Source organism: Gemmatimonadetes bacterium SCN 70-22, from assembly GCA_001724275.1.
Taxonomy (GTDB): domain Bacteria; phylum Gemmatimonadota; class Gemmatimonadetes; order Gemmatimonadales; family Gemmatimonadaceae; genus SCN-70-22.
The window spans coordinates 1-21747 of sequence record MEDZ01000025.1 but is presented as its reverse complement, the minus strand read 5'-3'; the positions used below and the strand labels follow the sequence as shown (position 1 = coordinate 21747).

The following is a 21747-nucleotide window of genomic DNA, read 5'->3' as shown; positions in this document are numbered from 1 at the left end:
CGGGTCGATGCCGTACCGACTCGTCACCAGCGACGGGAACGTCCAGTTCGAGCTTCGTCCCGGGATGCCGATGGTCCTGGGGCGCGCGCTCAACAGCGACCTCCCCGTCCTCGACCCCACCATCTCGCGTCGCCACGCCGAGCTCACGGCCGACGCGACGGGGATCGGCGTGCGCGACCTGGGGTCGAGCAACGGGACCTTCGTGGCGGGCGCCCGCGTGACCACGGCGCGCCTGGCCGGCGGGGACCACATCACCTTCGGGAAGGTGCACTTCGAGGTGCGGGAGCTGAGCCCGATGCTGGTGGACGACGCCAGCGCCGAGAACGTGCGGCGCGCCGCGCGGGCCGGCACGACGATCATCCGGCAGGTCCCGGTCCCCGATGCCGACCAGGCGCTCGAACTGGCGCTGCGTGCCAGCGGGGTGCACGAGGCGATCGGCGAGCGGCGCCCCCCGGCCACCGCGGCCGAGCACGACCGCCTCAAGCTCACGTTGCTGCTGGAGATCTCGAAGGCGCTCACGCGCACCGCCGACGAGGGATCGCTGCTCGAGAAGATGGTGCACTTCACCTTCCGCCTTCTCGACGTGCGGCATGTCTCGATCCTCCTCCTCGACGACGCCGGGGCGCTGGTCCCGCGCATTGCGCGCGCGCGCGACGGCGAGAGCTCGCCGGTCGCGGTGGCCCCGTCGCTCGCCCGGACCGTCATCGCGCAGAAGGTCGCGGTGCTTTCCGACGTCCCCGCCGATGACGCGCGCGCCACGCCGAGCGGGGCGGCGGCGGCGGACGGCCTGTCGCGCCATGCCGCATGCGCGCCGCTCATCGCCGGCGAGGGGCGGGTGCTGGGGGTGCTGTACGTGGACAGCCTGACCCCGGGGGCGCCGGTGAGCGACGAGGACCTGGACTTCCTGGTGTCGTTCGCGGGGATCGGCGCGGTGGCGCTGGACAACATCCGGGCGGCGGCGCGCATCCGGGCGGAGGCGCGCATCCGCGACAACTTCGAGCGCTTCTTCACGCCACAGCTGGCGGCGCGCATCGCCGCGTCGCCGCAGGCGCTGGGGCTGGGGGGAGAACGGCGCACGGTGTCGGTCCTGTTCGCCGACATCCGCGGCTTCACCGAGCTGGCGGCGCGCATGGCGCCCGACGAGACGGCGCGCTTCCTCACCGAGTACTTCTCGGAGATGGTGGAGTGCGTGTTCCGCCACGGCGGGACGCTCGACAAGTTCATCGGCGACGCGGTGATGGCGCAGTGGGGGGCGCCGATCAGCGCCCCCGACGATGCCGACCGGGCGCTCGAGGCGTCGCTGGAGATGCTGCAGGCGGTGGACCGGCTCAACGCCCGCTGGCGCCGCGAGGGGCGTCCCGAGATCAAGGTCGGGATCGGGTTGAGCCACGGAGAGGCGTTCGCCGGGTACCTGGGGTCGGAGCGGCGCCTGGAATACACCGTCATCGGCGACACGATCAACACCGGGAGCCGCCTGTGCGCCTGGGCGGAAGGGGGCGAGATCCTCCTCACGCGGGCGATGCGCGACGCCTTCACGCGTCCGCACGCGTTAGGCGACCGGCCCCCGCTCTCGCTGCGGGGCAAGGCGTCGCCGATCACGGTCTACCGGGCCCTGCGGTGATCGGCGGCGTTCCGCAGGGATACGTGCGGCTCCAGGTGCCGCGGGCGACGGTCGTGGTGCACGAGCGCCTGGCCGACGCGACGCGCTCGGCGCTGGGCGCGGGGACGCTGTACGCCTGGGCGGCGGCGCACCCGGCCCGGCGTCAGCTGCAAGGACGGCTCCCGGCGTGGTCGGCACCGCTCGGCGACGAGGGGCCGCGCGTGGTCGTGCGACACGCCCACCACGGCGGGCTCCTCGCCCCCCTCCTGCGGGACCTCTTCCTCCCCCCGACGCGCGCCCCGCTCGAGCTGGCCACGTCGATCCTGCTGGCGCACGCCGGCGTCCCGACCCCGCCGGTGGCCGGCTATGCCATCTACCGGGCGGGCCCCCTGCTCCGCCGCGTCGACGTGATGACCGTCGAGCTGTCCGGCGAGGACCTGGGGGCCGCGTTGCGTGCCGCGACGAGCGACGAGGCGCGACGCCGCCTCGTCCCGCCCGTCGCCGACCTCCTCGGCGCCCTCACCCAGGCGGGGGCGTGGCACCCCGACCTGAACGTGAAGAACATCCTGCTCGTCCCCGATCCCGCGGGACAGTTGCAGCCGGCGGTGATCGACATCGACCGCGTGCGCTTCGTCCCCCCCGGCGATCCCAACCTCCGCGAGGCCAACCTCCAGCGGCTCACCCGCTCGGTGGCCAAGTGGCGGCGCCTGCACGGCGCCGGCTTCTCCAACGACGACTTGCGCGAGCTGCGCGAGCGCCTCCTGCGCGACGAAGCCGCGCAGGCCGCGCACCGCGCCCTCGCGATGGAAGAGTTCATGCCATGATCGACGCCCGCCTCGACCGCATCGGGATCGTGATGATGAGCGCGGTGGGCGACGCCGTGCACGTCCTCCCCGTCATCAACGCCATCAAGCGCCACAAGCGCGACGCGCACATCACCTGGGTGTTGCAGCCGGGGCCGGCGACGCTCGTCCGCGGCCACCGGAGCGTCGATGAGATCGTCCTCTTCGACCGCGCCCGGGGGAGGCGCGCCTTCCGCGACGTGAAGCGCGAGCTGGCCGGGCGCCCCTTCGACCTCGTCCTCGCCCTCCAGGTCTACTTCAAGGCCGGGCTGGTCACGTCGTTCACCCGGGCCCCCGTCAAGCTCGGCTTCGACAAGGCGCGCGCCCGCGACCTCAACTGGCTCTTCACCACGCACCGGATCCCCCCCCGCGCCGAGGGGCAGCACGTGCAGGACCAGTACTTCGAGTTCCTCGACGCGTTAGGCATCGCCCACGACCCGGTGGAGTGGCACCTGGGACCGACCGACCAGGAGCGCGCCTGGCAGCGCCAGTTCTTCGCCCCCATCGACCGCCCCACGGCCGCCATCGTGGTGGCCACGAGCAAGGCGGAAAAGGACTGGCCCCCCGAGCGCTGGGCCCAGGTGGTGGACGTCCTCCACGCCGACTACGGGCTGCAGCCCGTCCTCGTCGGCGGGCGCTCCGAGCGCGAGCTCGCCGCCGAGGCGGTCATCATGTCGTCGGCGCGCCATCGCCCCGTCTCGGCCCTCGGAAGCGGGCTGCGCAAGCTCGTCTCGATCATCGACGGATCGGCGCTCGTCCTCGCCCCGGACACGGGGCCGCTCCACATGAGCGTCGCCCTCCAGCGCCCGGTGATCTCGCTGATGGGGTACACCAACCCCAAGCGGACGGGCCCCTACCGCGCCTACCACGACCTCCTGATCGATGCCTACGGCGATCCGGGGGAGGACTACCCGATCAGCATGGTGAACCGCCCGGGACGCATGGCGCACATCAGCGTCGACGACGTCCTGACGAAGGTGGAGCACTGGCAGCGGACTTACGCCGGGCAGCTCCCGCACACCCCCTGATCGCCAGCAGCCGGGACGCAGGGCGTTAACACAACGCCCCCGGGCGACGTCTCACCCCGATGCCGCCCCGCGCCCCTGCGCCCCGCTCGCCACCCGCGAGCCGGCGACGGGGGAGGCTCGAGCGGAAGGGCCGCCCCCGCCAGGAGCGGGGGGCCGTGTAGACCTTCTCCTCCATGGAGGAACCGTGAAGCGCTCGTGGATTTCCCTCGCCGCCGCCGTCGTCGTGCTCGCCGTCGCCGCCCCCTCTGCCCACGCACAGGGGGGACCTCCCCAGGGGGGCGGAATGCGCGGCGGCCCCCGCATGATGGAGATGCTCCTCAAGGACATCACGCTCGACGACGCCCAGAAGGCCAAGGTCGATTCGATCCAGCAGAAGTTCGCCAAGGAGATGCCGCCCATGACGCCGGGCGAGCGCCCGACGCCGGAGGCGATGCAGGCGCGGCGTGAGCTGATGGTGAAGCAGCAGGACGAGATTCGCGCCGTCCTCACCCCCGACCAGCAGAAGGTGTTCGACAAGAACCGCGAGGAGATGCGCGCTCGGATGCCGCGCCGAGGTCCGGGGAACTGACGGGGCGGCGCGGCGAGGCTACCGCGCGTCCTCCAACCCGCGGAAGCGGTACACGACCCCCACGTCGCGCAGCAGCTCGACGAGGCGTCCCAGCGCGAGCCCCATGACGGCGAAGTAGTCACCGCGGATCCGTTCGACGAGGACGGAACCGTACCCCTGGATGCCGTAGGCGCCGGCCTTGTCCATCGGCTCGCCGGTGGCGACGTAGTCGTGCGCCTGCTCCGGCGTGAGGGGGCGAAAGGTGACCTCGACGCTCTCCACACCCGAGACGACGCGGGCGCCGCACGCCACCGCCACCGCGGTGTGCACCATGTGCGTGCGCCCGCCGAGCAGCATCAGCATGCGCTCGGCGTCGGCGGCGTCGGCCGGCTTGCCCAGCACCTGCCGGTCGATGACGACGATGGTATCGGCCCCGATCACCAGCGCGTCCGGGTGCTCGGCGGCGAGCTTTCCCGCCTTCTCGCGCGCGAGGCGCTCGGCGTGGGGGGCGGGGAGCTCGTGCGGCAGGTAGGCCTCGTCGATGTCGGCGGGGCGGACTTCGTGGGCGATGCCGATCTGCGCCAGAAGCTCGCGCCGCCGCGGCGACTGCGACGCCAGGATGACGCGCGGCGGGGTCACTTCTCCAGCCACAGCGTCACCGGGCCGTCGTTCACGAGGTCCACCTCCATCATGGCGCCGAACTCCCCGGTCTCGACCGGGGTCCCGGTGTCCCGCAGGAGGGCGACGAACCGCTCGTACAGCGGGATCGCCGTCTCGGGGCGCGCCGCCTCGATGAACGACGGGCGCCGCCCTCGGGAGGCGTCGCCGTAGAGGGTGAACTGCGAGACGACGAGGAGGCTCCCCTGCACCTCGCCTAACGAGAGGTTCATCTTGTCGTCGGCGTCCATGAACAGGCGAAGCCCCACCACCTTCTCGGCCATCCACCGCAGCTGCTCCTCGGTGTCGCCGTGGGTGAAGCCGACCAGGAGGACGAAACCGCGCCCGATGCGCCCGGAGGGGCGCCGCGTGCCGTCGTCCTCGCGGATGCGCACCTCCGCCCGTGAGACGCGCTGGACCAGGACGCGCATCGTCGTCCCTACCGGCTGGCGCGGCGCGGCGCGCCACGCCGCACGTCACGCGCCGCGCCGCCCACGGTACCGCACGCGCGCGCGCGCCGCGGCGCTCCCGGCGTGAACGGGGCGTCCGGGACGCGGGGCGCGAGGCGCCCGGGCGCTGGTGCCGCCTGGGGGAAGAGGCGGAGGGGGTGGAGGAGCGTGTCGGTCATGCGGGCAACGGAGGTGGCGACGCGTGGAATGGTGCCTCCCCGCGCGGCGCAACGCCAGCCTAACGGGTGTCGGACACCCGGGCGAGGAGCTCCCCGACGCGCCGCTCGATCTCGTCGGCCACTGCGTTGAACTCCGCCGGTTCCATGTCGCGCGGATCGGGGAGCGCCCAGTCCTCCCGCCGTGCCGCGGGGATCCACGGACACGCATCGCCGCATCCCATGGTCACCACCGCCGCGTACGGTCCGGGCGGGAGCTGGTCCAGCCCGGACGAGCGGTGCGAGGTGAGGTCGTAGCCGCGTTCACGCATGGCCGCGATCGCCCGCGGGTTGATGGTCCCCGAGGGGCGTGATCCCGCGCTGTACGCCTCGACCCGGCCGGCGCCGTGCATGCGCGCGAAGGCCTCCGCCATCTGGCTGCGGTTGGAGTTCTCCACGCACACGAAGAGGATGCGCGGGAGCGCCGGAGTGGAGCGCCCCGCCGCGCCCGGGCCTCCGGGCGCCATCGCGTCCCCTTCGCTCATCGGGGCGGCTCCGCGCCGCTCACGCGGGCTTCCGCGCGCGGACGAACGCGCTCATCACCTTCCCTTCCACCTGCGGGACCAGGGCATCGCCCTCGAGCCCGGCCGACTCGATGAGCGCGCGCGCATCGTCGGCGCTGTAGATGCGCGTCGGCTCGACGGATGCGTCGGTGAAGCCCGCCCGTTCCAGGAGCGCGCGGTACTCCCCCTCCTCGAGGGCCCCCGACACGCACCCGGTGTACAGGGCCACGCTGCGTTGCACCTCCGGCGGGAGCGCCCCCCGCAACACCACGTCGGACACGGCGAACCGCCCGCCGGGGCGCAGGACGCGGAACGCCTCCCGCAGTACCTGCCCCTTGTCGGCCGAGAGGTTGATCACGCAGTTGGAGATGATCACGTCGACGCTGGCGTCGGGGAGCGGGATCTGCTCGATCTCGCCCTTGAGGAACTCCACGTTGGTGGCGCCGGCCCGGGCCTGGTTCTCCCGGGCGAGGGCGAGCATCTCGTCGGTCATGTCGAGTCCGTAGGCCTTCCCCGCCGGCCCGACCCGCCGGGCCGAGAGGAGGACGTCGATCCCCCCGCCGGAGCCGAGGTCGAGGACCACCTCGCCCGGGGAGAGCTCGGCGAGCGCCGTCGGGTTGCCGCACCCTAACGATGCCAGGAGCGCCTGCGCCGGGATCCCCTCCACCTCCCCCGCCTCGTACAGGTCGCTGGTGATCGGATCCCACACCTCGTCTTCGCTCGCGCAGCAGGACGTGCCGCACCCGCACGTGGGGGCAGCCCCTTCGGCGGCACGGCGCGCCGCGGCGCCGTACTTCTCGCGCACCGTGGCGCGCACCGATTCGCCCTCGCTCGCGCCGTCCGTCGCACCCGTCGCACCCGTCGCGCGCCGGCTCATCGTCGTGACGCTCGCGGCGACGCTGGCGGCCTCTCCGCCGCAGCACGACGGGGCACAGCAGCTCTCGCTCTCGTGGTTCATGATCGTGGTGGTCTCGTGTGATCAGGGAAACGACGCCGCCGTGCCGGCGCGGCGTCGCGTTGGCCGTCAGGTGAGGGAGCGCCGCATGACGACGGCGGAGGCCGGACACGCGTCCGCGAACTCGCGCGAGCGCTGCATCGGAGCGGGCGCCGCGTCGCGCGCCGCCCGCGCGAAGCCGAAGCGGGGGAAGTAGTCGGCCGCGGTCGTCGTCAGGAGCCAGACTTCGCGGAGCCCATGGCGAGCCGCCCACGCCAGGCGATCCCGGGTGAGGGCATCGCCCACGCCCTTGCCGCGCCACGCCGCGTCGACCACCGCCGAGCGCAGCAACCCCGCGTCGCCATGCACCTCGATCCCCTCGGCGCCGATGGCGGCGCCACCGCACTCGGCGATGGCGTATCCGTCGCCGAACTGCTCCTCGAGGCCATCGAGGGGGAGCCGGGCACCCCGCAGGAGGCCCTTCACCGCCTCGAGGTCCGAGGCGGTGGCGGGGCGAATCGAGAATGCGGCGTCAGCCATGGCGCGTCCTGGTGGGCGTGCGGGGCCAGTACACCGTCGGCTCGAGCTGCGGCGCGGTGCGCCGCCCCGCCAGCTGCTCCAGCAGCTTGTCCACGCTGACGCAGACGAGCGGACGGGCGCAGGCCACCGGCGGATTTTCATTGATCATCATCGATACATCTCCCCAAAAAAAACGGTCACGGCAGCAGCGCATCGAGCCGAGCATCGAGGCGCTCCCGCAGCGATTCCAGCGCCTCGCGCCGGATCCGGTAGAACATCCACTGTCCGGACTTCTCGGCATCCACGATCCCCGCCTCGCGCAGGATGCGCAGGTGGTGCGAGACCGTCGGCTGCTTGACGGCGACCGCTGCCTCGAGGTCGCAGACGCAGACACGCCCCTCGTTGCGCGCCAGCACGTCGAGGAGCTGGAGCCGGACCGGGTGCGCCAGGAGCTGCAGGTCCTCGGCCAGGCGCTCGGCATCCCGCTGCGAGATCTGCGGCCGGGCCTCCCGGTCGCAGCAGCGCTCACCCAGCTGGCGTTCGACGATGTCGAGGGTCCGTGTCATGGGTGTATCCTAACCCATACATCGAAGCTTGTCAATGCACTATCCGGTCCGCGGCGATGGGGCTGGCGCGACGAGCGGACGACGGGGCCTCCCCCCGTCCCCTCCCCTGCTATTCCACCGTGACCGACTTGGCCAGGTTGCGGGGCTGGTCCACGTTGGCGCCGCGCTTGACGGCCACGTAGTACGCCAGCAGCTGCAACGGCACCGAGGCCAGGATCGGCATCAGGAGGTCGATCGTCCCGGGGATCCGGAACTCGTAGTCGATCTTGCCGTCCAGCGCCGGCTCGTCGCGCGACGTCACGGCGATGACCCGTCCCTTGCGCGCCTTCACCTCGTGCACGTTGGACGTGATCTTGTCGAACACCGAGTCGTGGGGGGCGATGAAGACGACCGGCATCATCTCGTCGATGAGGGCGATGGGGCCGTGCTTCATCTCGGCCGCCGGGTACCCCTCGGCGTGGATGTAGCTGATCTCCTTCAGCTTGAGCGCCCCCTCGAGCGCGACCGGGAAGTTGTAGCCGCGCCCGAGGTACAGGAAGTTGCTCGCCCGCTTGTACTCCTCGGCGATGTCCTCGATTTCCTGGGCGCGCGCCAGCACCGACTGGATGTGCCCGGGGAGGGCGCGCATCCCGGCGATGATCTCGCGGCCGCGCTCCGCCGACAGGGCGCCGCGCAGGCGCCCCAGCTTGAGCGTGAAGAGGAGGAGCGCCACGACCTGGCTGGTGAACGCCTTGGTCGACGCCACCCCGATTTCCGGGCCGGCGTGGATGTAGATCCCGCCGTCGGCCTCGCGCGCGATGGTCGACCCCACCACGTTCACGACCCCCAGCGTGCGCGCGCCGCGCCGCTTGGCCTCGCGCATCGCGGCCAGCGTATCCGCCGTCTCGCCCGACTGCGAGATCACGATGCAGAGCGTCTTGTCGTCGACGATCGGGTTCCGGTAGCGGAACTCCGACGCGTACTCCACCTCCACCGGGATCCGCGCCAGCTCCTCGAGCATGTGCTCGCCGATGAGCGCCGAGTGCCACGACGTGCCGCAGGCGGTGATGACGATGTTCGTGAACGAGCGCAGCTCGTCGTCGGTGAGGTTCAGCCCGCCGAGCTTGGAGGTCCCTTCCTCATCCAGGAGGCGGCCGCGCATGGTGTTCTCGATGGTCTGCGGCTGCTCGAAGATCTCCTTGAGCATGAAGTGGGCGTACCCACCGCGCTCGATCTGCGCCAGGTCCCAGTCGATGTGCGCCACCTTCTTCTTGATCTCGGTGGCGCTCATGTCGATCACGCGGTACCCGTGGTCGTCGAGGACCGCCATCTCGCCATCCTCGAGGTAGACCACCTGGCGCGTGTGCGCGAGGATGGCCGACACGTCGCTGGCGATGAAGTACTCGTTGTCCCCGAGCCCGACCAGGAGCGGGCTCCCCTTGCGGGCGGCGACGATCTTGTGCGCGTCGACGGACGAGATGACGGCGATTCCGTACGTCCCCTCCACCTGCCAGAGCGCCTCGAGCACGGCGTCCTCGAGGTTGCCGTCGAAGCACTCCTCGATGAGGTGCGCCAGCACCTCGGTGTCGGTGTCGGAGGTGAAGACGTAGCCGCGCCCCTCCAGCATCTGCTTCAGGACCGTCGCGTTCTCGATGATCCCGTTGTGCACGACGGCGATCGTCCCGTCCTTGCTGACGTGCGGATGGGCGTTCACCTGGTTCGGCGGCCCGTGCGTGGCCCAGCGCGTGTGCGCGATCCCGGTGGTCCCCTCGACCGGCGAGGCGACGAGGAGGTTCTCGAGCTTGGCGATCTTCCCCGCCTCCTTCACGGTTTTCACGCCCGCGCCATTCATGATGGCGACGCCCGCCGAGTCGTAGCCCCTATACTCGAGGCGCTTGAGTCCTTCGATCAGGAGCGGCGTGGCGATCCGGGCTCCGACGTATCCGACGATTCCGCACATGGGATGTCCTGGCGTGATTCAGGCCGAGAGCGCGTCGAGTGGCGCGCGACAGCGGCGTACGAGTTCCCGTGCCCCCTCCTCCGTCGGCGCCTCGGCGATCACCCGCACGATGGGCTCCGTCCCCGACGGCCTGACGTGCACCCAGCGATCGGGCCAGGTGAGCCGCAAGCCGTCCTGCGTGTCGGCCTCCGCATCGGGAAATGCCTCGCGCAGCGATCGGTACACGGCGTCGAGCGGTGCGTTCGGACGGTCGAGCTTGTCCTTCACGATCTGATACCGTGGATAGCGGGCGATGACTGCAGACAACGTGCCGTCGAATTCGTGCAGTAGCTGCAGGATGAGGGCGGCGGCCAGCGGAGCATCGCGTCCCAGGTGGAGATCGGGAAGGATGACCCCGCCGTTCCCCTCGCCGCCCACCACCGCCCCCACGCTCCGCATCTTCACCGCGACGTTCACCTCTCCCACCGGGGCCAGGATCACCTCGCACCCCGCCTCGGCGGCGATGTCGGCGACGATCCGTGAGGTGGAGAGGTTCGTCACGACCGGTCCCCGCTTCTGCCGCAGGATGACGCGGGCGGCGAGCGCCAGGGTGTAGTCCTCGCCGATCGCCTTCCCTTCATTCGAGACCAGCGCGAGGCGATCGACATCCGGGTCGGTCGCGAATCCGACGACGGCCCCGCTCTGGCGCACCAGCGCCTCCAGCTCCCCGAGGTTCTCGGCGACGGGCTCCGGAGGGCGGTGAAAGCGTCCGTGCGGCTCCAGGTTGATGGCACTCACCCGGCAGCCGAGCCGTTCGAGGAGCGGCGGAAAGATCGTGACGCCGGCGCCGTGGCAGGTGTCGAGCGCCACGTGGAAGCGACGGCGACGGATTCCCTCGGCGTCGATGAACGGGAGCGCGAGGATCGCATCGATGTGGCGGTCGATGGCCTGCGCGTCGGCGTGGACGTTCCCGAGGGTGTCCCAGGTTGCCCGAGGGACGCCGTCCTCCAGGTAGTGTCGCATCGCCGCCCCCTCGGCGGCGTCGAGAAAGAGCCCCGACGAGCCGATGAACTTGAGGGCGTTCCACTCGACCGGATTGTGGCTGGCGGTGATGGCCAGGCCGCCGGCGGCGTGGTGATGCTCGACGGCCAGCTGGACCGTCGGCGTCGGCGCCATCCCCACGTCGAGGACGTCGGCGCCCACCGACTGGAGGGCGGCCACCACCGCGCGGTGGAACATGGGGCCCGAGACTCGGCTGTCCCGCCCGACGACGACGGTGCGCGACGATGAGCGCGCGAGCGAGAACGCGCCGAACGCGGCGGCGAACTGGCAGGCGATTTCGGGCGTGAGCGCTTCGCCGACGCGCCCCCTCACCCCCGACACGCTGACCATCAACCCCTCAAACGTCATCGACCACTCCGTGCACGGTGCGAGGAAGGTAGCGGCGAACTTGTTGCATTCAAGGCACTTACATCGTGACGCACATCACATGGCCGGGGCCGGAACCTAACGAGCCCCCCACCGCGCGCCCGATGCCCGTTACCTTGTCATCGCGCGGAAAGGGGGCCACGACGCGCCCCTGACGACCTGGCCGGCGTCGCCGATTGGGTGGGAATCGAAGGTGATGTGCCCTGGGCCCCGGCAGAAAGACGCGCCACCGCGACAAAGTTTTCGAGACTTCATGAACCACGCATGAGCGATCCGCTCTCCTACCTCCCCCTCGCCATCGCGGCCGCCAACGGCACGCTCGACGGGGTCGAGGCCCGCCGCCTCGTCGCCTCGGGCGTTGCGCTGCTGCAACGCACCGCCCCGCTCGTGCGCGCCCTCCAGGGGAGACGGACGCTGCTGGTCCTCGACCGCGGGGCACCGCTGCTGGTGGCCCTGGCGGCGAGCGACGGGCATCCGGCGATGCTCCTCGACCCGTCGGACGGGGCCCGGGTGACGCGGGAGGGACCTGGGGCCGCGGCCGCGGGGGCGGCGTTCACGGTGCGCGCGCTCGAGACGCACGTCCCGCCCGGGCTGCCACGCGTGATCCTCGACGAGGCGCCCGCGCGCGCGCGGTGGGAGGTGGCGGGGGAGTCTCGCGCCATCGACCTCGCGATGCACGAGGGGTTGCACCTGGAGGGCGAGGGGGACGTCCCCGGGGCCGACGAGGAGGTGCTGGTGCCGGCGGCCGACGACCCCGACGCCGGGTCGTTAGGCACCCCGGTCACGCACCTGCGGCTGCTGGCGGCCGCGCGCGCCACCGGCGAGCGGCTGCGGCTCGCCGCGCGTGACCGCACGCTCACCCTTGCCCCGTGCACACGCCTCTTCGGGCTGGTGACGGGGGTGGTGGCCCCGCTCCTGGCGGGCGGGCGGGTGACCACGGCCCACGGCGAGGACGCGGCCCGCACCGTGGAGCGGCTCGAGGGCGAGGGGGTGTCGATGCTGGTCGGCGCTCCGGCGCACTTCGCGGCGATCCTCGACGCGGTGGAGCGACGGAGGCGTCCGCTCGATGCCCCGGTGCTGCAGCGCTGCCTGGCCGGCGGCGCCCCGCTCGACGCGGCCTTGCGCGAGCGGTGGTACCAGCAGGCCGGCGTGGAGCTGCTGGCGCCCTAACGAGCGCCGATCGGCGGACGCGCCGCTACCGTGCCGAGCTCGCCGATCGCCGACGTGTCGATGGCCCCCGACGACAGCGCGGTGAGGAAGGCGTCCACCACGTCGGGGTCGAACTGCGCCCCCGCGCACCGCCGCAATTCGGCGGTCGTGGCATGGAGCGGGACCCCCGGGCGGTACGGGCGCTCGCTCGTCATGGCGTCGAAGGTGTCGGCGACCGCCGCGATGCGGGCCTCGATCGGGATGTCCAGCCCGGCCAGCCCGTCGGGGATCCCGCGCCCGTCGAAGCGCTCGTGGTGCGAGCGCACGATGTTGAGCGCCATCGGCATCTCGTCGAGCAGGGGGCTCAGGATGCGCCACCCGACCACGGGGTGGGTCATGATGTGCCGGTACTCCTCGTCGGTGAGGGGGCCGGCCTTGTTCAGCACGCTCTCGCGCACGCCGATCTTCCCGATGTCGTGCACCTTCCCCCCCACCTCGACCTGCCTGACGACTTCGGCGTCGAGCCCCAGGGAGCGGGCGATGACGGACGAGTACTTGGCCACCCGCAGCGAGTGGCCGTGCGTGTAGGGGTCCTTGACTTCGAGCGCCTCGGCCAGCGACTGGATGGAGGCGAGGAAGATCTCCTCGAGGCGCCGCGCCTGCACGGCGACCTTTTCCTCGAGCCGGTCCTGGTAGTCGCGGTTCTCGAGGATGAGGCGGCGCTTCTCGAGCGCCTGCCGCACGCGCGCCCGCACCTCGTCCAGGTGGAACGGCTTGGTGATGTAGTCCATCGCCCCTTCGGCGAGGCAGTTCACCGCCGTGCCGACGTCGGCGACGGCGGTGATGAGCATGACCGCCGTGTCGGGGAAGCGCGCGCGGACCTCGCGGAGGAGCCCCATGCCGTCGAGTTCCGGCATCTGGAGGTCGGTGAGGACGAGGGTGGCGGGGCGACGCGAGAGCACGTCCAGCGCCTCGAGCCCCGAGCCGGCCTCCTCGCAGGTGAAGCCGTCGCTCTGCATGAGGCGCACGAGGACGCGCCGGAGGTGCGGCTCGTCGTCCACCACGAGGCACCGCACCGATTCCGCGATCTCGAACGCCGGGTTGGCGGGGGTCAGGATGCGTGGCATCTCCCCTCCCCCGACCGAGGTGAATCCCCTCCGGCCATCCCGGCCGCGGCAGCGTGTGGTATCTTCACGTCGTTCCCTCTCGCACCCAATCTCATGTCGCGCATCTTCGACGAAGACCTGCAGTTCTCGTGTGGCACCCGAGCCGTCCATGCCGGGCAACGCCCCGACCCGACGACGGGCGCCATCATGACCCCCATCTTCCAGACATCGACCTACGCGCAGGACGCGCTCGGCCACAACAAGGGCTACGAGTACGCGCGGGGCAAGAATCCCACGCGCGAGGCCCTCGAGCGTAACATCGCCGCGCTGGAAGGTGGCACGCATGGCTTCGCCTTCGCCAGCGGGATGGGGACGATCGACTCCATCATGAAGCTGTTCAAATCCGGCGACCGCATCCTCTGCGCCGACAACATGTACGGCGGCACCCCGCGCCTGTTCGACCGCATCCTGGCCAACATGGGGCTCGGCTTCACGTATGTCGACACCCGCGACCCGCAGCGGGTGGCCGACGCGATGACGCCCGACGTGAAGGCGGTGATCGTCGAGACGCCGACCAACCCCCTGATGTGGATCACCGACCTCGCCGCCGTGGGCGAGATCGCCCGGCGGCACGGGGCGCTGTTCATCGTGGACAACACGTTCGCGACCCCCGTCTTCCAGCGCCCGCTGGAACACGGGGCCGACATCGTCTTCCATTCCACCACCAAGTACCTAAATGGCCACAGCGACATGGTGGGCGGGTGCGCGGTGGTGAAGGACGACGACCTGGCGGCGCGGCTGCAGTTCATCCTCAACGCCGCCGGGGCGGTCCCCGGGCCGTTCGACGCCTGGCTGGTCCTCCGCGGGACCAAGACGTTGCACCTGAGGATGGCGGCGCACGACGCCAACGGCCGCCAGGTGGCCGCGTGGCTGGCCGAGCGACTCGGTGACGAGCGCGTGTACTACCCGGGGCTCGCGTCGCACCCGCACCACGCGCTCGCCAGCCGCCAGATGTCGGGCTTCGGGGGGATGATCTCGATCGAGCTGGGGTCGCGCGAGAAGGCGGAACGGGTGGTCAACAACCTGCACCTCTTCACCCTGGCCGAATCGCTGGGCGGGGTGGAGAGCCTCGTGTGCCACCCCGCGACGATGACGCACGCCTCGGTCCCCCCCGAGCGACGCCAGCGCCTGGGGATCGGCGATGGGCTGGTCCGCTTCAGCGTCGGGGTCGAGGACGTGCACGACCTCGTGGCCGACATCGATCACGCCTTCAAGGGCGTGGCGTAGCCGGCGGAGGGAAGAGGGCGACACTTTCCCCACGCGCAGGTCGTAGGTAGGTCCACCCGCCGCCGGGCGGGAGCTTCGTCCCCGAACTCCCGTCCCCCGTCTCCCAAATCCCGTCTCGAGAGCCTCCATGCCCGAGCGCATCGTCCTCACCGACATCTCCTCCGCCGCCTGGGAGCACCCCGCCGATCGCGCGGCGCTCAACACCCTTCGCGCGATCCCGGGCTTCGACCAGGTGGTGCGCAAGGTGGCCGCGTACTTCGGGGAGCGCGGCGTGCGCCAGCTCTTCCTGGCCAATGCGGTCCGGGTGGGCCCCGCCCAGCGTCCCCGGCTCTGGGCGCAGTACCAGGAGGTCCTGGCGACCCTGGACTGGAAGGAGGTGCCCGAGCTCTACGTCACGCAGACGCCGCTGGTCAACGCGGCGGCCGTGGGGTTCGAGAAGCCGTTCATCGTGCTCAACTCGGGGCTCATGGAGCTGCTGGACGACGAGGAGCGACGCGACATCCTCGGGCACGAGCTCGGCCACATCATGAGCGGGCACACGACCTACACGACGATCGCGATCATCATCCTCACCATCGGGATCAACAACCTCCCCTTCCTCGCCGGCCTCGCCCTCCTCCCCTTCCAGCTGGCCCTGATGGAGTGGTACCGGAAGGCAGAGTTCTCGGCCGATCGCGCCGGGCTCCTCGCGACGCAGGACTTCCGGGTCACCGCGAGCACCTTCATGAAGATGGCGGGGGGGAAGGAGCTCGACGATTCGCTCTCGGTGGATGCCTTCCTCGAGCAGGCGTCGCACTACGAGGCACAGGGCGACCTGGCCGACAAGGTCTGGCAGGTGATCAACACCGCGTTCCGCACGCATCCGTTCGGGACGGTGCGGGCGGCGGAGTTGCAGCGCTGGGTGCAGTCCGGGGCGTACGAGCGGATCCTGGCGGGGGACTACCGGCGCCGGAGCGACGCGAGTGCCCCGCCCCTGTCGTCGGACATCGAGGATGCGGTCGGTTATTATGGGGAGCAGGCGCGCGGGGCGATGGACTCGCTGAGCGGAGTCTTCGACCGGGCGCGCGACGCCTTCAACACCGCATTCAAGGGATCGTCGGGGACGTGAAGATTCTCCTCCTGGGGAGTGGCGGGCGTGAGCACGCCATCGCATGGAAGCTCAAGCAGGATGACCCATCGCTCGATCTGGTAGCCGCTCCGGGAAATCCGGGGATCGATTCGCTCGGCCGCTGCGCTCCGGTCACCGTGACCGACCCGGCGGCCGTGGTCGCATTGGCGCGTGCGGAGCACCCGTCGCTGGTGATCATCGGCCCCGAGGCCCCTCTGGCGGCGGGGGTCAGCGACGCGCTGCGCGACGCGGGCTTCAGGGTGTTCGGCCCGTCGAGGGCGGCGGCCCAGCTGGAGGCGTCGAAGCGCTTCGCCAAGGAGGTCATGCTCGCGGCGGGGGTACCGACCGCGCGGGCAACCTGGCACGGCGATGCGGAGTCGGCCAAGCGCGCGGTTCGCGCCGGTGGTGCTCCGGTGGTCATCAAGGCCAGTGGACTGGCGGCGGGAAAGGGGGTGGTCGTCGCTGCCACGATTTCCGAGGCCGAGGAGGCGATAGACCGGATGTTCGGTGGGGCGTTCGGCGCCGCCGGGGCGGAGGTGCTGGTCGAGGAGTTCATGGAGGGTGAGGAGCTCTCCATCTTTGCCATCACGGATGGGGAGCACTTCGTGCTCCTGCCGGGCGCACAGGACCACAAGCGCCTGCTGGAGGGGGATGCCGGCCCCAACACCGGTGGGATGGGTGCATACGCCCCCGTTGCGGTCGCCACCGCGGGCGTGCTGCGGGCGACCAGCGAGCGCATCGTGGCGCCAACGCTCGCCGAGATGCGGCGCCGCGGGACGCCCTTCCGGGGGCTCCTGTACGTCGGGTTGATGCTCACGGGCGATGGTCCCAGGGTGGTCGAGTTCAACTGCCGATTCGGCGACCCCGAGACCCAGGTCGTCCTCCCACTGATCGAGGGCGATCTGCTGCCGCTCCTGATCGGCGCCTCGGTGGAGGGGGGGCTGGCCGATGCTCCCACCGTCACGGTCCGTGGTGGCGCCGCGGTGACGACGGTGGTCGCCTCTCCGGGCTACCCCGAGGCGCCGACGACCGGAGCACCCATCGTGCTCCCACCGCTCCCCGAAGGAGTCGTCGCCTTCCACGCCGCAACCAGGCGCCGAGATGACGGGGCGTTGGTGACCGCTGGCGGGCGGGTCTTCGCGGTGACGGCGGTGGCCTCGACCTTCCGCGAGGCCCAACGGCTCAGCCTGGTAGCAGCCGAGTCCGTCCAATTTGCCGACAAGGTGCTCCGCCGAGATATCGGGTGGCGAGAGTTGGCCCGCCGTGCCGGAGCTTCCTGAGGTCGAGACGATCGCGCGCGAGTTGAACGCGCGACTCTCCGGCAGGAGCATCCTGCATGTTCGCGTCGTCCGTGGCGATGTGCTGCGCGGAGCATTCAAGGACGACCTGGAGCATCAATGTCGGGGGCGGCGGATCGAGCGCGTCTGGCGGCGTGGCAAGACGGCGATAATCTCGCTGTCCGGCGGCTGGCACCTCTTGATCCAGCCGCGATTCACCGGTGCCGTCCTCGTGGACGATGCTCCAGCCTCACGGCGCAGCGAAACGGAACCGGGCGAGAGCATGGAGTTGACCTTGCACGTCGAACCCTATGCTCCGGCCGATCCCTACTCCGTCATCGAGTGGGAGCTGGCCGACGGCGGCCGGTTCCGCTACCGCGACGTGCGACGGCTCGGGACGGTAACGCTGGCCGACGACGCCGCGCTCGCCCACTACTGCGCGCGCATCGGTGTGGAGCCACTTGACCCGGAGTTCGCCCCCGACCGATTATCGGGGCTTCTTCGGGGGTCTCGGTTGGCGATCAAGAAGGCACTGATGGACCAGCGGATCGTGGCGGGAGTCGGCAACATCTACGCGAACGAGGCGCTCTGGCGTGCCGGGATCGACCCCTCGCGCGCGGCGCGGGCGCTACGCCGGGACGAGGTGGAGCGACTGCACGAGGCGCTGGTGACGACGTTGAGGGCGTCGGTGCTGGCGCGCGGGACGACCTTCAGGGATTATCGCGACCCCTCCAATCGCGCCGGGGGGTTCGCGGCGCAGCTGCATGCCTACGGGCGTGGCGGCGAGCCGTGCGAGCGGTGCGGGACGAGGCTCGCCGAGACGCACGCCATCGACGGGCGCACGACGGTCTTCTGTCATCGATGCCAGCACTGACCCCGACCGAGCGGCGAGCGGAGGCGAAGCGCCTGGCCGCGCTGCGCGAGATCGTGCGCGGCTCGGCGGCGGACCGACCGGGGGTGTATCGGATGCTCGGCGAGGGGGGGGAGGTGGTGTACGTCGGAAAGAGCAAGAAGGTGCGGACGCGCCTGCTGAGCTACTTCCGGGCGGCCTACCCGAAGGAGAAGGGGGCGAGGATCGTCCGCGAGGCGGCGACGATCGAGTGGAGCTATGTCCCCAGCGAGTTCGCCGCCCTGTTGGAGGAGCTGCGGCAGATCAAGCGCCTGCGTCCGCGGTTCAACGTGGCGATGAAGCGCGACGCGCGGCACTACGCCTTCGTGCGCATGGGGGGAGGGGTGGCGCCGCGGCTCACCGTGGTGCGGGGGTCGGGGGCCGGGGAGCGGGGGGGGGTCTACTACGGGCCCTTCGTCGGCGCCGAGCGGTTGCGCGACGCGCTTCGGGAACTGGGCGATGCGCTGGGGCTGCGCGACTGCACGCTCGACCATCGAATGCGCTTCGCCGACCAGGGGGAGCTTCTCCCCTTCCCGCCGCGCACGCCGGGGTGCATCCGGCACGAGATCGGGACGTGCCTGGGGCCGTGTGTCGCGGCCGTCCGCGAGGCGGAGTACGACGACCGCGTGCGGCAGGCGCGGGCCTTCCTGGAGTGTGCCAGCGACGAGCCGCTGGAGCGTTTGCGGGCGGCGATGCAGGGGGCGAGCGACGCGCTGGCCTTCGAGCGGGCGGCCGCGCTGCGCGACAAGCTGCAACGCCTGGAGGGGCTGCGCGAGCAGTTCGCCCGCCTGCGCTTCGCCGTGGAGTCGCTGACGTTCGCGTACATCGTCCCGGGGCACGGGGGCGAGGATCGCTTCTACCTGATCCGGCGCGGTGTGGTGCGGGGGGACTTTCCCGCCCCCCGAACGCCTGCCGAGTGGGAGGCGCTGGGCGACGCCTCCCAGCGCGTGTTCGAGGGCGGGACGTCGGAGGCGGTGGCGACGGTTCCCGCGCACGAGATCGACGAGCTCCTGCTCGTGACGTCGTGGTTCAGCACGCGCCCGGAGGAGTTGCAGGCCACGGTCCCGGCCGACGCCATCGGGATGGCCCCGCGGCGTTAGGCACGCGCGCGGTGCGGCGCGATCTCGGTGCGGCGGCGCCGGCGCGCGCCCCCGCGCCCGGGGCGATCAGTTCCGCGCGGCGGCGGCGGGGCAGGCCCGGTCGATCGCCGAGCGCAGTTCGGTGAGTCCGTAGGGCTTGGCCAGGAGCGCCGTCGCCCCGCCGAGGGCCCGGATCTCGCCCGCCGCCTCGGCGGCGTAGCCGCTGACGACGACGGCGGGGAGGTGGGGGCGCGATCCGCGCAGCGAGGCGATGAGCTGCGGCCCCGTGCGGCCGGGCATGCGGTAGTCCGTGATGACGAGGTCGCAGCGCGCCCCGTGATCGCGGAACCACGCCTCGGCGTGGGCCGCCGAGGGGGCAGTGGCGACCGTGTGCCCCATCGCGGCGAGCGCCCGTCGCGTGGACTCCAGCACCGCGGGCTCGTCGTCGACCACGAGGATCGTCCACGGCGTTGCACGTGGCGGAGGGGCGATCCCGGGCGCCGCGGGGGGGCGGGCGGGGAGCGGGCGCCCCTCCGCCGGCGCCGGCGACCGGGCGGCGCCTCCCGCCACCGCGGCGGCGGGTTCGGCGAGCGGGACGCAGACCGTCACGGCCGTCCCGGCCCCGACGGCGCTCTCGAGGCGCACCGTCCCGCCTAACGACCTGACCAGCCCGCGCACCGTGTGCAGCCCCAGCCCGGTCCCTCCGTGCGGGGCCTTGGTGGTGAAGAACGGGTCGAAGGCGCGGGCCAGGGTCTCGGGCGACATTCCCTTCCCCGTGTCACGGACGCGGAGCCGGCAGTTGCGCCGCCCCCACTCGTCCACGAGGTCGACCTCGAGCGTCAGCGTCCCCCCGGCCGGCATCGCCTGCACGGCGTTCATCGCGAGGTTCATGACGACCTGGTGCCACTCGCTCGCGCTCCCGCACGTCGCCCCCGTGGGGGTGGTGTGCACGTCGATCGTCACGAGGGGGCCGGCGTGCGGGCGCACGATGCGCGCCACCTCCCGCGCCACCTCGGCCACGTCGCACGTCCCCGCCTCGGCGAGCCTCCCCTGCGGCAGCACGAGGAGGCGATGCACCAGGTCGCGCCCGCGGTCGGCCGAGGCGCGGATGTCGCCGAGCACCTCGCGCTGCTCGGAGGAGAGCTCCTCCGAAAGGAGCAGCTCGACGTTGGCGACGATGGGCGCGAGGAGGTTGTTGAAGTCGTGCGCGACCCCGCCCACGAGCGTCCCGAGCGCTTCGAGCTTCTGGCTGCTGCGCCGCTCGGACTCCGCGCGCACGCGCGCCTCCGCCTCGCGCTCGAGTCCATTGACCAGGACGGCGACGGAGAGGGTGGCCAGGAGGCCCAGCATCGTCGTGTTGAGCCCGGACATGACCCAGAGGAGCACGGGGTACTCGACGCGCGCCGCCCAGGGAAAAGCACGGGCCGCCACGCCGAACCCGAGTGCGACGAAGAAGGCCGCGTTGGCCAGGACCACGGCCAGCCCGGCGCGCCCGCTGATGAGCATCCCCGCGCAGAGGGCCGCCATGGTCAGCCAGACGGCGCCGGCGGTCCGGAAGCCGGCCAGGGCGAGGGCGAGGGCGCCGATGACCCAGAAGGCCCCGATGAAGGTCCAGGCGCGCGCGCGATACGTGGGGCGCCGGCTGAAGAGGACGTAGGGGACGGTGCCGTACGCCACGAGGTCGACGACGATCATCGCCCACAGCCCGCGATCGACGTAGGTCCAGATGGCGACCAGCAGCGGCGGAATGCCGAACACGAGGGCGGAGCCGAGCATGGACGCGAGGATGCGCCCGCGCCAGTGCTCGAGCGCCGAGGCGCCATGGAGCCCGAAATGGTCGGCGCGACGCCGCGACCAGTCACGGGTCCAGCGGCGAAGCGACGAGAGACGGGAGGGAGTGGGGAACGTCACGCGGGAAGTATCGACGGCGGTGGCGCAAATGCCCAGTGGCACCCGCTACACGCACGACGCCCGGAGGACGTCACCATTGGGAAGTTCCCATGGGCGCGCCGCGACTCGTTAGGCCCGCTCGCCGAACGCGCGGTTACGCGGAGAGCTCCACCAGCTCCACGTCGACGGCGCCGCCGGCGCCGATGGTGAGCCGCGCCACGCTCGGCACGATGTCGAATCGCCGCGGGCCTGCCGCCCCCGGGTTCACGACCAGGCGAGCGCCGGCCCGCGCGAACAGAGGACGGTGCGTGTGGCCATAGACGATGACGTCGGCGTCGTAGGCCGCGAGGAGACGATCCACGGTGGGGACGCCCAGCTCGTGTCCGTGGCTCACGTGGATGCGGACGCCGCGCTCCACGCGCTCGATGGCGCGGACCAGCCGCGGATGGTCGGGGTCGTCGCAGTTTCCGCGCACGGCGATGGTGGGGGCGATGAGGTCCAGCTCCATGAGCACCTCGTCGCCGCACACGTCGCCGGCGTGCAGGATGAAGGCGACGCCGCCCAGGGCGCGGTGCACGTCGGCACGCACCTGCCCATGCGTGTCGGAGATGAGCCCGATGACGAGGGAGGCGTCGCTCACGGGGGCGCCGCTCACGAGGGCGCCCTCCGCTCAGGCATTGAGGGCGTCCGGCTCGCCGCCCCAGCGCCTGACGAGTGCGTGCTCGACGTCCAGGTGATCGAGGATGCGGGCGACCA

General features: G+C 71.7%; 21 protein-coding genes. 10 read left to right on the top strand and 11 right to left on the bottom strand.

What is annotated here, in order from left to right; all coding sequences use genetic code 11:
• The first annotated feature begins 7 nt into the window (after positions 1-7).
• From ABS52_13005 to ABS52_12990, 4 genes are all read left to right on the top strand, one after another.
• A complete protein-coding gene (locus tag ABS52_13005; GenBank protein ID ODT02576.1) occupies positions 8-1621 on the top strand; it encodes a hypothetical protein in 1614 nt (537 codons plus the stop codon).
• Positions 1618-2424, top strand: a complete 807-nt coding sequence (locus ABS52_13000; GenBank protein ODT02575.1) for a hypothetical protein — start codon at positions 1618-1620, stop codon at positions 2422-2424. The genes ABS52_13005 and ABS52_13000 overlap by 4 nt, the downstream gene beginning before the upstream one ends.
• On the top strand, positions 2421-3470 hold the full coding sequence (locus ABS52_12995) for a hypothetical protein (GenBank protein ID ODT02574.1): 1050 nt from the start codon (positions 2421-2423) through the stop codon (positions 3468-3470). The genes ABS52_13000 and ABS52_12995 overlap by 4 nt, the downstream gene beginning before the upstream one ends.
• A gap of 184 nt (positions 3471-3654) precedes the next feature.
• A complete protein-coding gene (locus tag ABS52_12990; GenBank protein ID ODT02573.1) occupies positions 3655-4038 on the top strand; it encodes a hypothetical protein in 384 nt (127 codons plus the stop codon).
• Between the two features lie 18 nt (positions 4039-4056).
• Here the strand turns inward: ABS52_12990 and ABS52_12985 are convergent, their stop codons facing one another.
• The 8 genes from ABS52_12985 to ABS52_12950 form a co-directional block, all read right to left on the bottom strand.
• The gene (locus ABS52_12985) at positions 4057-4668 is read right to left on the bottom strand and encodes a septum formation protein Maf (GenBank protein ID ODT02572.1); all 612 of its coding nucleotides are present in this window, start codon (positions 4666-4668) and stop codon (positions 4057-4059) included.
• Positions 4653-5105, bottom strand: coding sequence for a D-tyrosyl-tRNA(Tyr) deacylase (locus ABS52_12980; GenBank protein ODT02571.1), 453 nt, complete (start codon positions 5103-5105; stop codon positions 4653-4655). The genes ABS52_12985 and ABS52_12980 overlap by 16 nt, the downstream gene beginning before the upstream one ends.
• 256 nt (positions 5106-5361) lie before the next feature.
• Positions 5362-5805, bottom strand: coding sequence for a protein tyrosine phosphatase (locus tag ABS52_12975; protein ODT02622.1), 444 nt, complete (start codon positions 5803-5805; stop codon positions 5362-5364).
• A gap of 37 nt (positions 5806-5842) precedes the next feature.
• Positions 5843-6718 (bottom strand): arsenite S-adenosylmethyltransferase, encoded by an 876-nt coding sequence (locus ABS52_12970; protein ID ODT02621.1) that lies wholly within the window; start codon positions 6716-6718, stop codon positions 5843-5845.
• A 147-nt stretch (positions 6719-6865) separates the two neighbouring features.
• Positions 6866-7315: a hypothetical protein gene (locus tag ABS52_12965; GenBank protein ODT02570.1), complete on the bottom strand. Its 450-nt coding sequence runs from the start codon at positions 7313-7315 to the stop codon at positions 6866-6868.
• 176 nt (positions 7316-7491) lie between these two features.
• Entirely contained in the window at positions 7492-7860 is a 369-nt protein-coding gene (locus tag ABS52_12960) for a transcriptional regulator (protein ODT02569.1), read from the bottom strand.
• Positions 7861-7969: 109 nt separating this feature from the next.
• Positions 7970-9799 carry a glutamine--fructose-6-phosphate aminotransferase gene (locus ABS52_12955; protein ODT02568.1) on the bottom strand — a complete coding sequence of 610 codons (1830 nt, stop codon included), beginning with the start codon at positions 9797-9799 and terminating at the stop codon, positions 7970-7972.
• An 18-nt stretch (positions 9800-9817) separates the two neighbouring features.
• Complete coding sequence (locus tag ABS52_12950) at positions 9818-11188, bottom strand: phosphoglucosamine mutase (protein ODT02567.1); 1371 nt, start codon at positions 11186-11188, stop codon at positions 9818-9820.
• 282 nt (positions 11189-11470) lie between these two features.
• Here ABS52_12950 and ABS52_12945 point away from each other — a divergent pair, with 282 nt between their 5' ends.
• Complete coding sequence (locus ABS52_12945; protein ID ODT02566.1) at positions 11471-12376, top strand: hypothetical protein; 906 nt, start codon at positions 11471-11473, stop codon at positions 12374-12376.
• Here ABS52_12945 and ABS52_12940 read toward each other — a convergent pair.
• The gene (locus ABS52_12940; protein ID ODT02565.1) at positions 12373-13482 is read right to left on the bottom strand and encodes a hypothetical protein; all 1110 of its coding nucleotides are present in this window, start codon (positions 13480-13482) and stop codon (positions 12373-12375) included. The two genes, ABS52_12945 and ABS52_12940, sit on opposite strands and share 4 nt — an antisense overlap.
• Positions 13483-13575: 93 nt before the next feature.
• On the opposite strand from ABS52_12940, the gene ABS52_12935 reads away from it, so the two are divergent.
• The 5 genes from ABS52_12935 to ABS52_12915 all read left to right on the top strand — a co-directional run bounded on the left by ABS52_12935 (position 13576) and on the right by ABS52_12915 (position 19122).
• Complete coding sequence (locus ABS52_12935) at positions 13576-14748, top strand: cystathionine gamma-synthase (GenBank protein ODT02564.1); 1173 nt, start codon at positions 13576-13578, stop codon at positions 14746-14748.
• Between the two features lie 127 nt (positions 14749-14875).
• Positions 14876-15856, top strand: coding sequence for a hypothetical protein (locus tag ABS52_12930; protein ID ODT02563.1), 981 nt, complete (start codon positions 14876-14878; stop codon positions 15854-15856).
• On the top strand, positions 15853-17136 hold the full coding sequence (locus tag ABS52_12925; protein ID ODT02562.1) for a phosphoribosylamine--glycine ligase: 1284 nt from the start codon (positions 15853-15855) through the stop codon (positions 17134-17136). The genes ABS52_12930 and ABS52_12925 overlap by 4 nt, the downstream gene beginning before the upstream one ends.
• Positions 17120-18007, top strand: coding sequence for a DNA-formamidopyrimidine glycosylase (locus ABS52_12920; GenBank protein ID ODT02561.1), 888 nt, complete (start codon positions 17120-17122; stop codon positions 18005-18007). Before ABS52_12925 ends, ABS52_12920 begins: the two co-directional genes overlap by 17 nt.
• Entirely contained in the window at positions 17995-19122 is a 1128-nt protein-coding gene (locus tag ABS52_12915) for a hypothetical protein (protein ODT02560.1), read from the top strand. Before ABS52_12920 ends, ABS52_12915 begins: the two co-directional genes overlap by 13 nt.
• Positions 19123-19188: 66 nt before the next feature.
• Here ABS52_12915 and ABS52_12910 read toward each other — a convergent pair whose 3' ends face one another.
• Complete coding sequence (locus tag ABS52_12910; GenBank protein ODT02559.1) at positions 19189-21012, bottom strand: hypothetical protein; 1824 nt, start codon at positions 21010-21012, stop codon at positions 19189-19191.
• A 133-nt stretch (positions 21013-21145) separates the two neighbouring features.
• Positions 21146-21631 carry a hypothetical protein gene (locus ABS52_12905; GenBank protein ODT02620.1) on the bottom strand — a complete coding sequence of 162 codons (486 nt, stop codon included), beginning with the start codon at positions 21629-21631 and terminating at the stop codon, positions 21146-21148.
• Positions 21632-21747 lie beyond the last annotated feature (116 nt).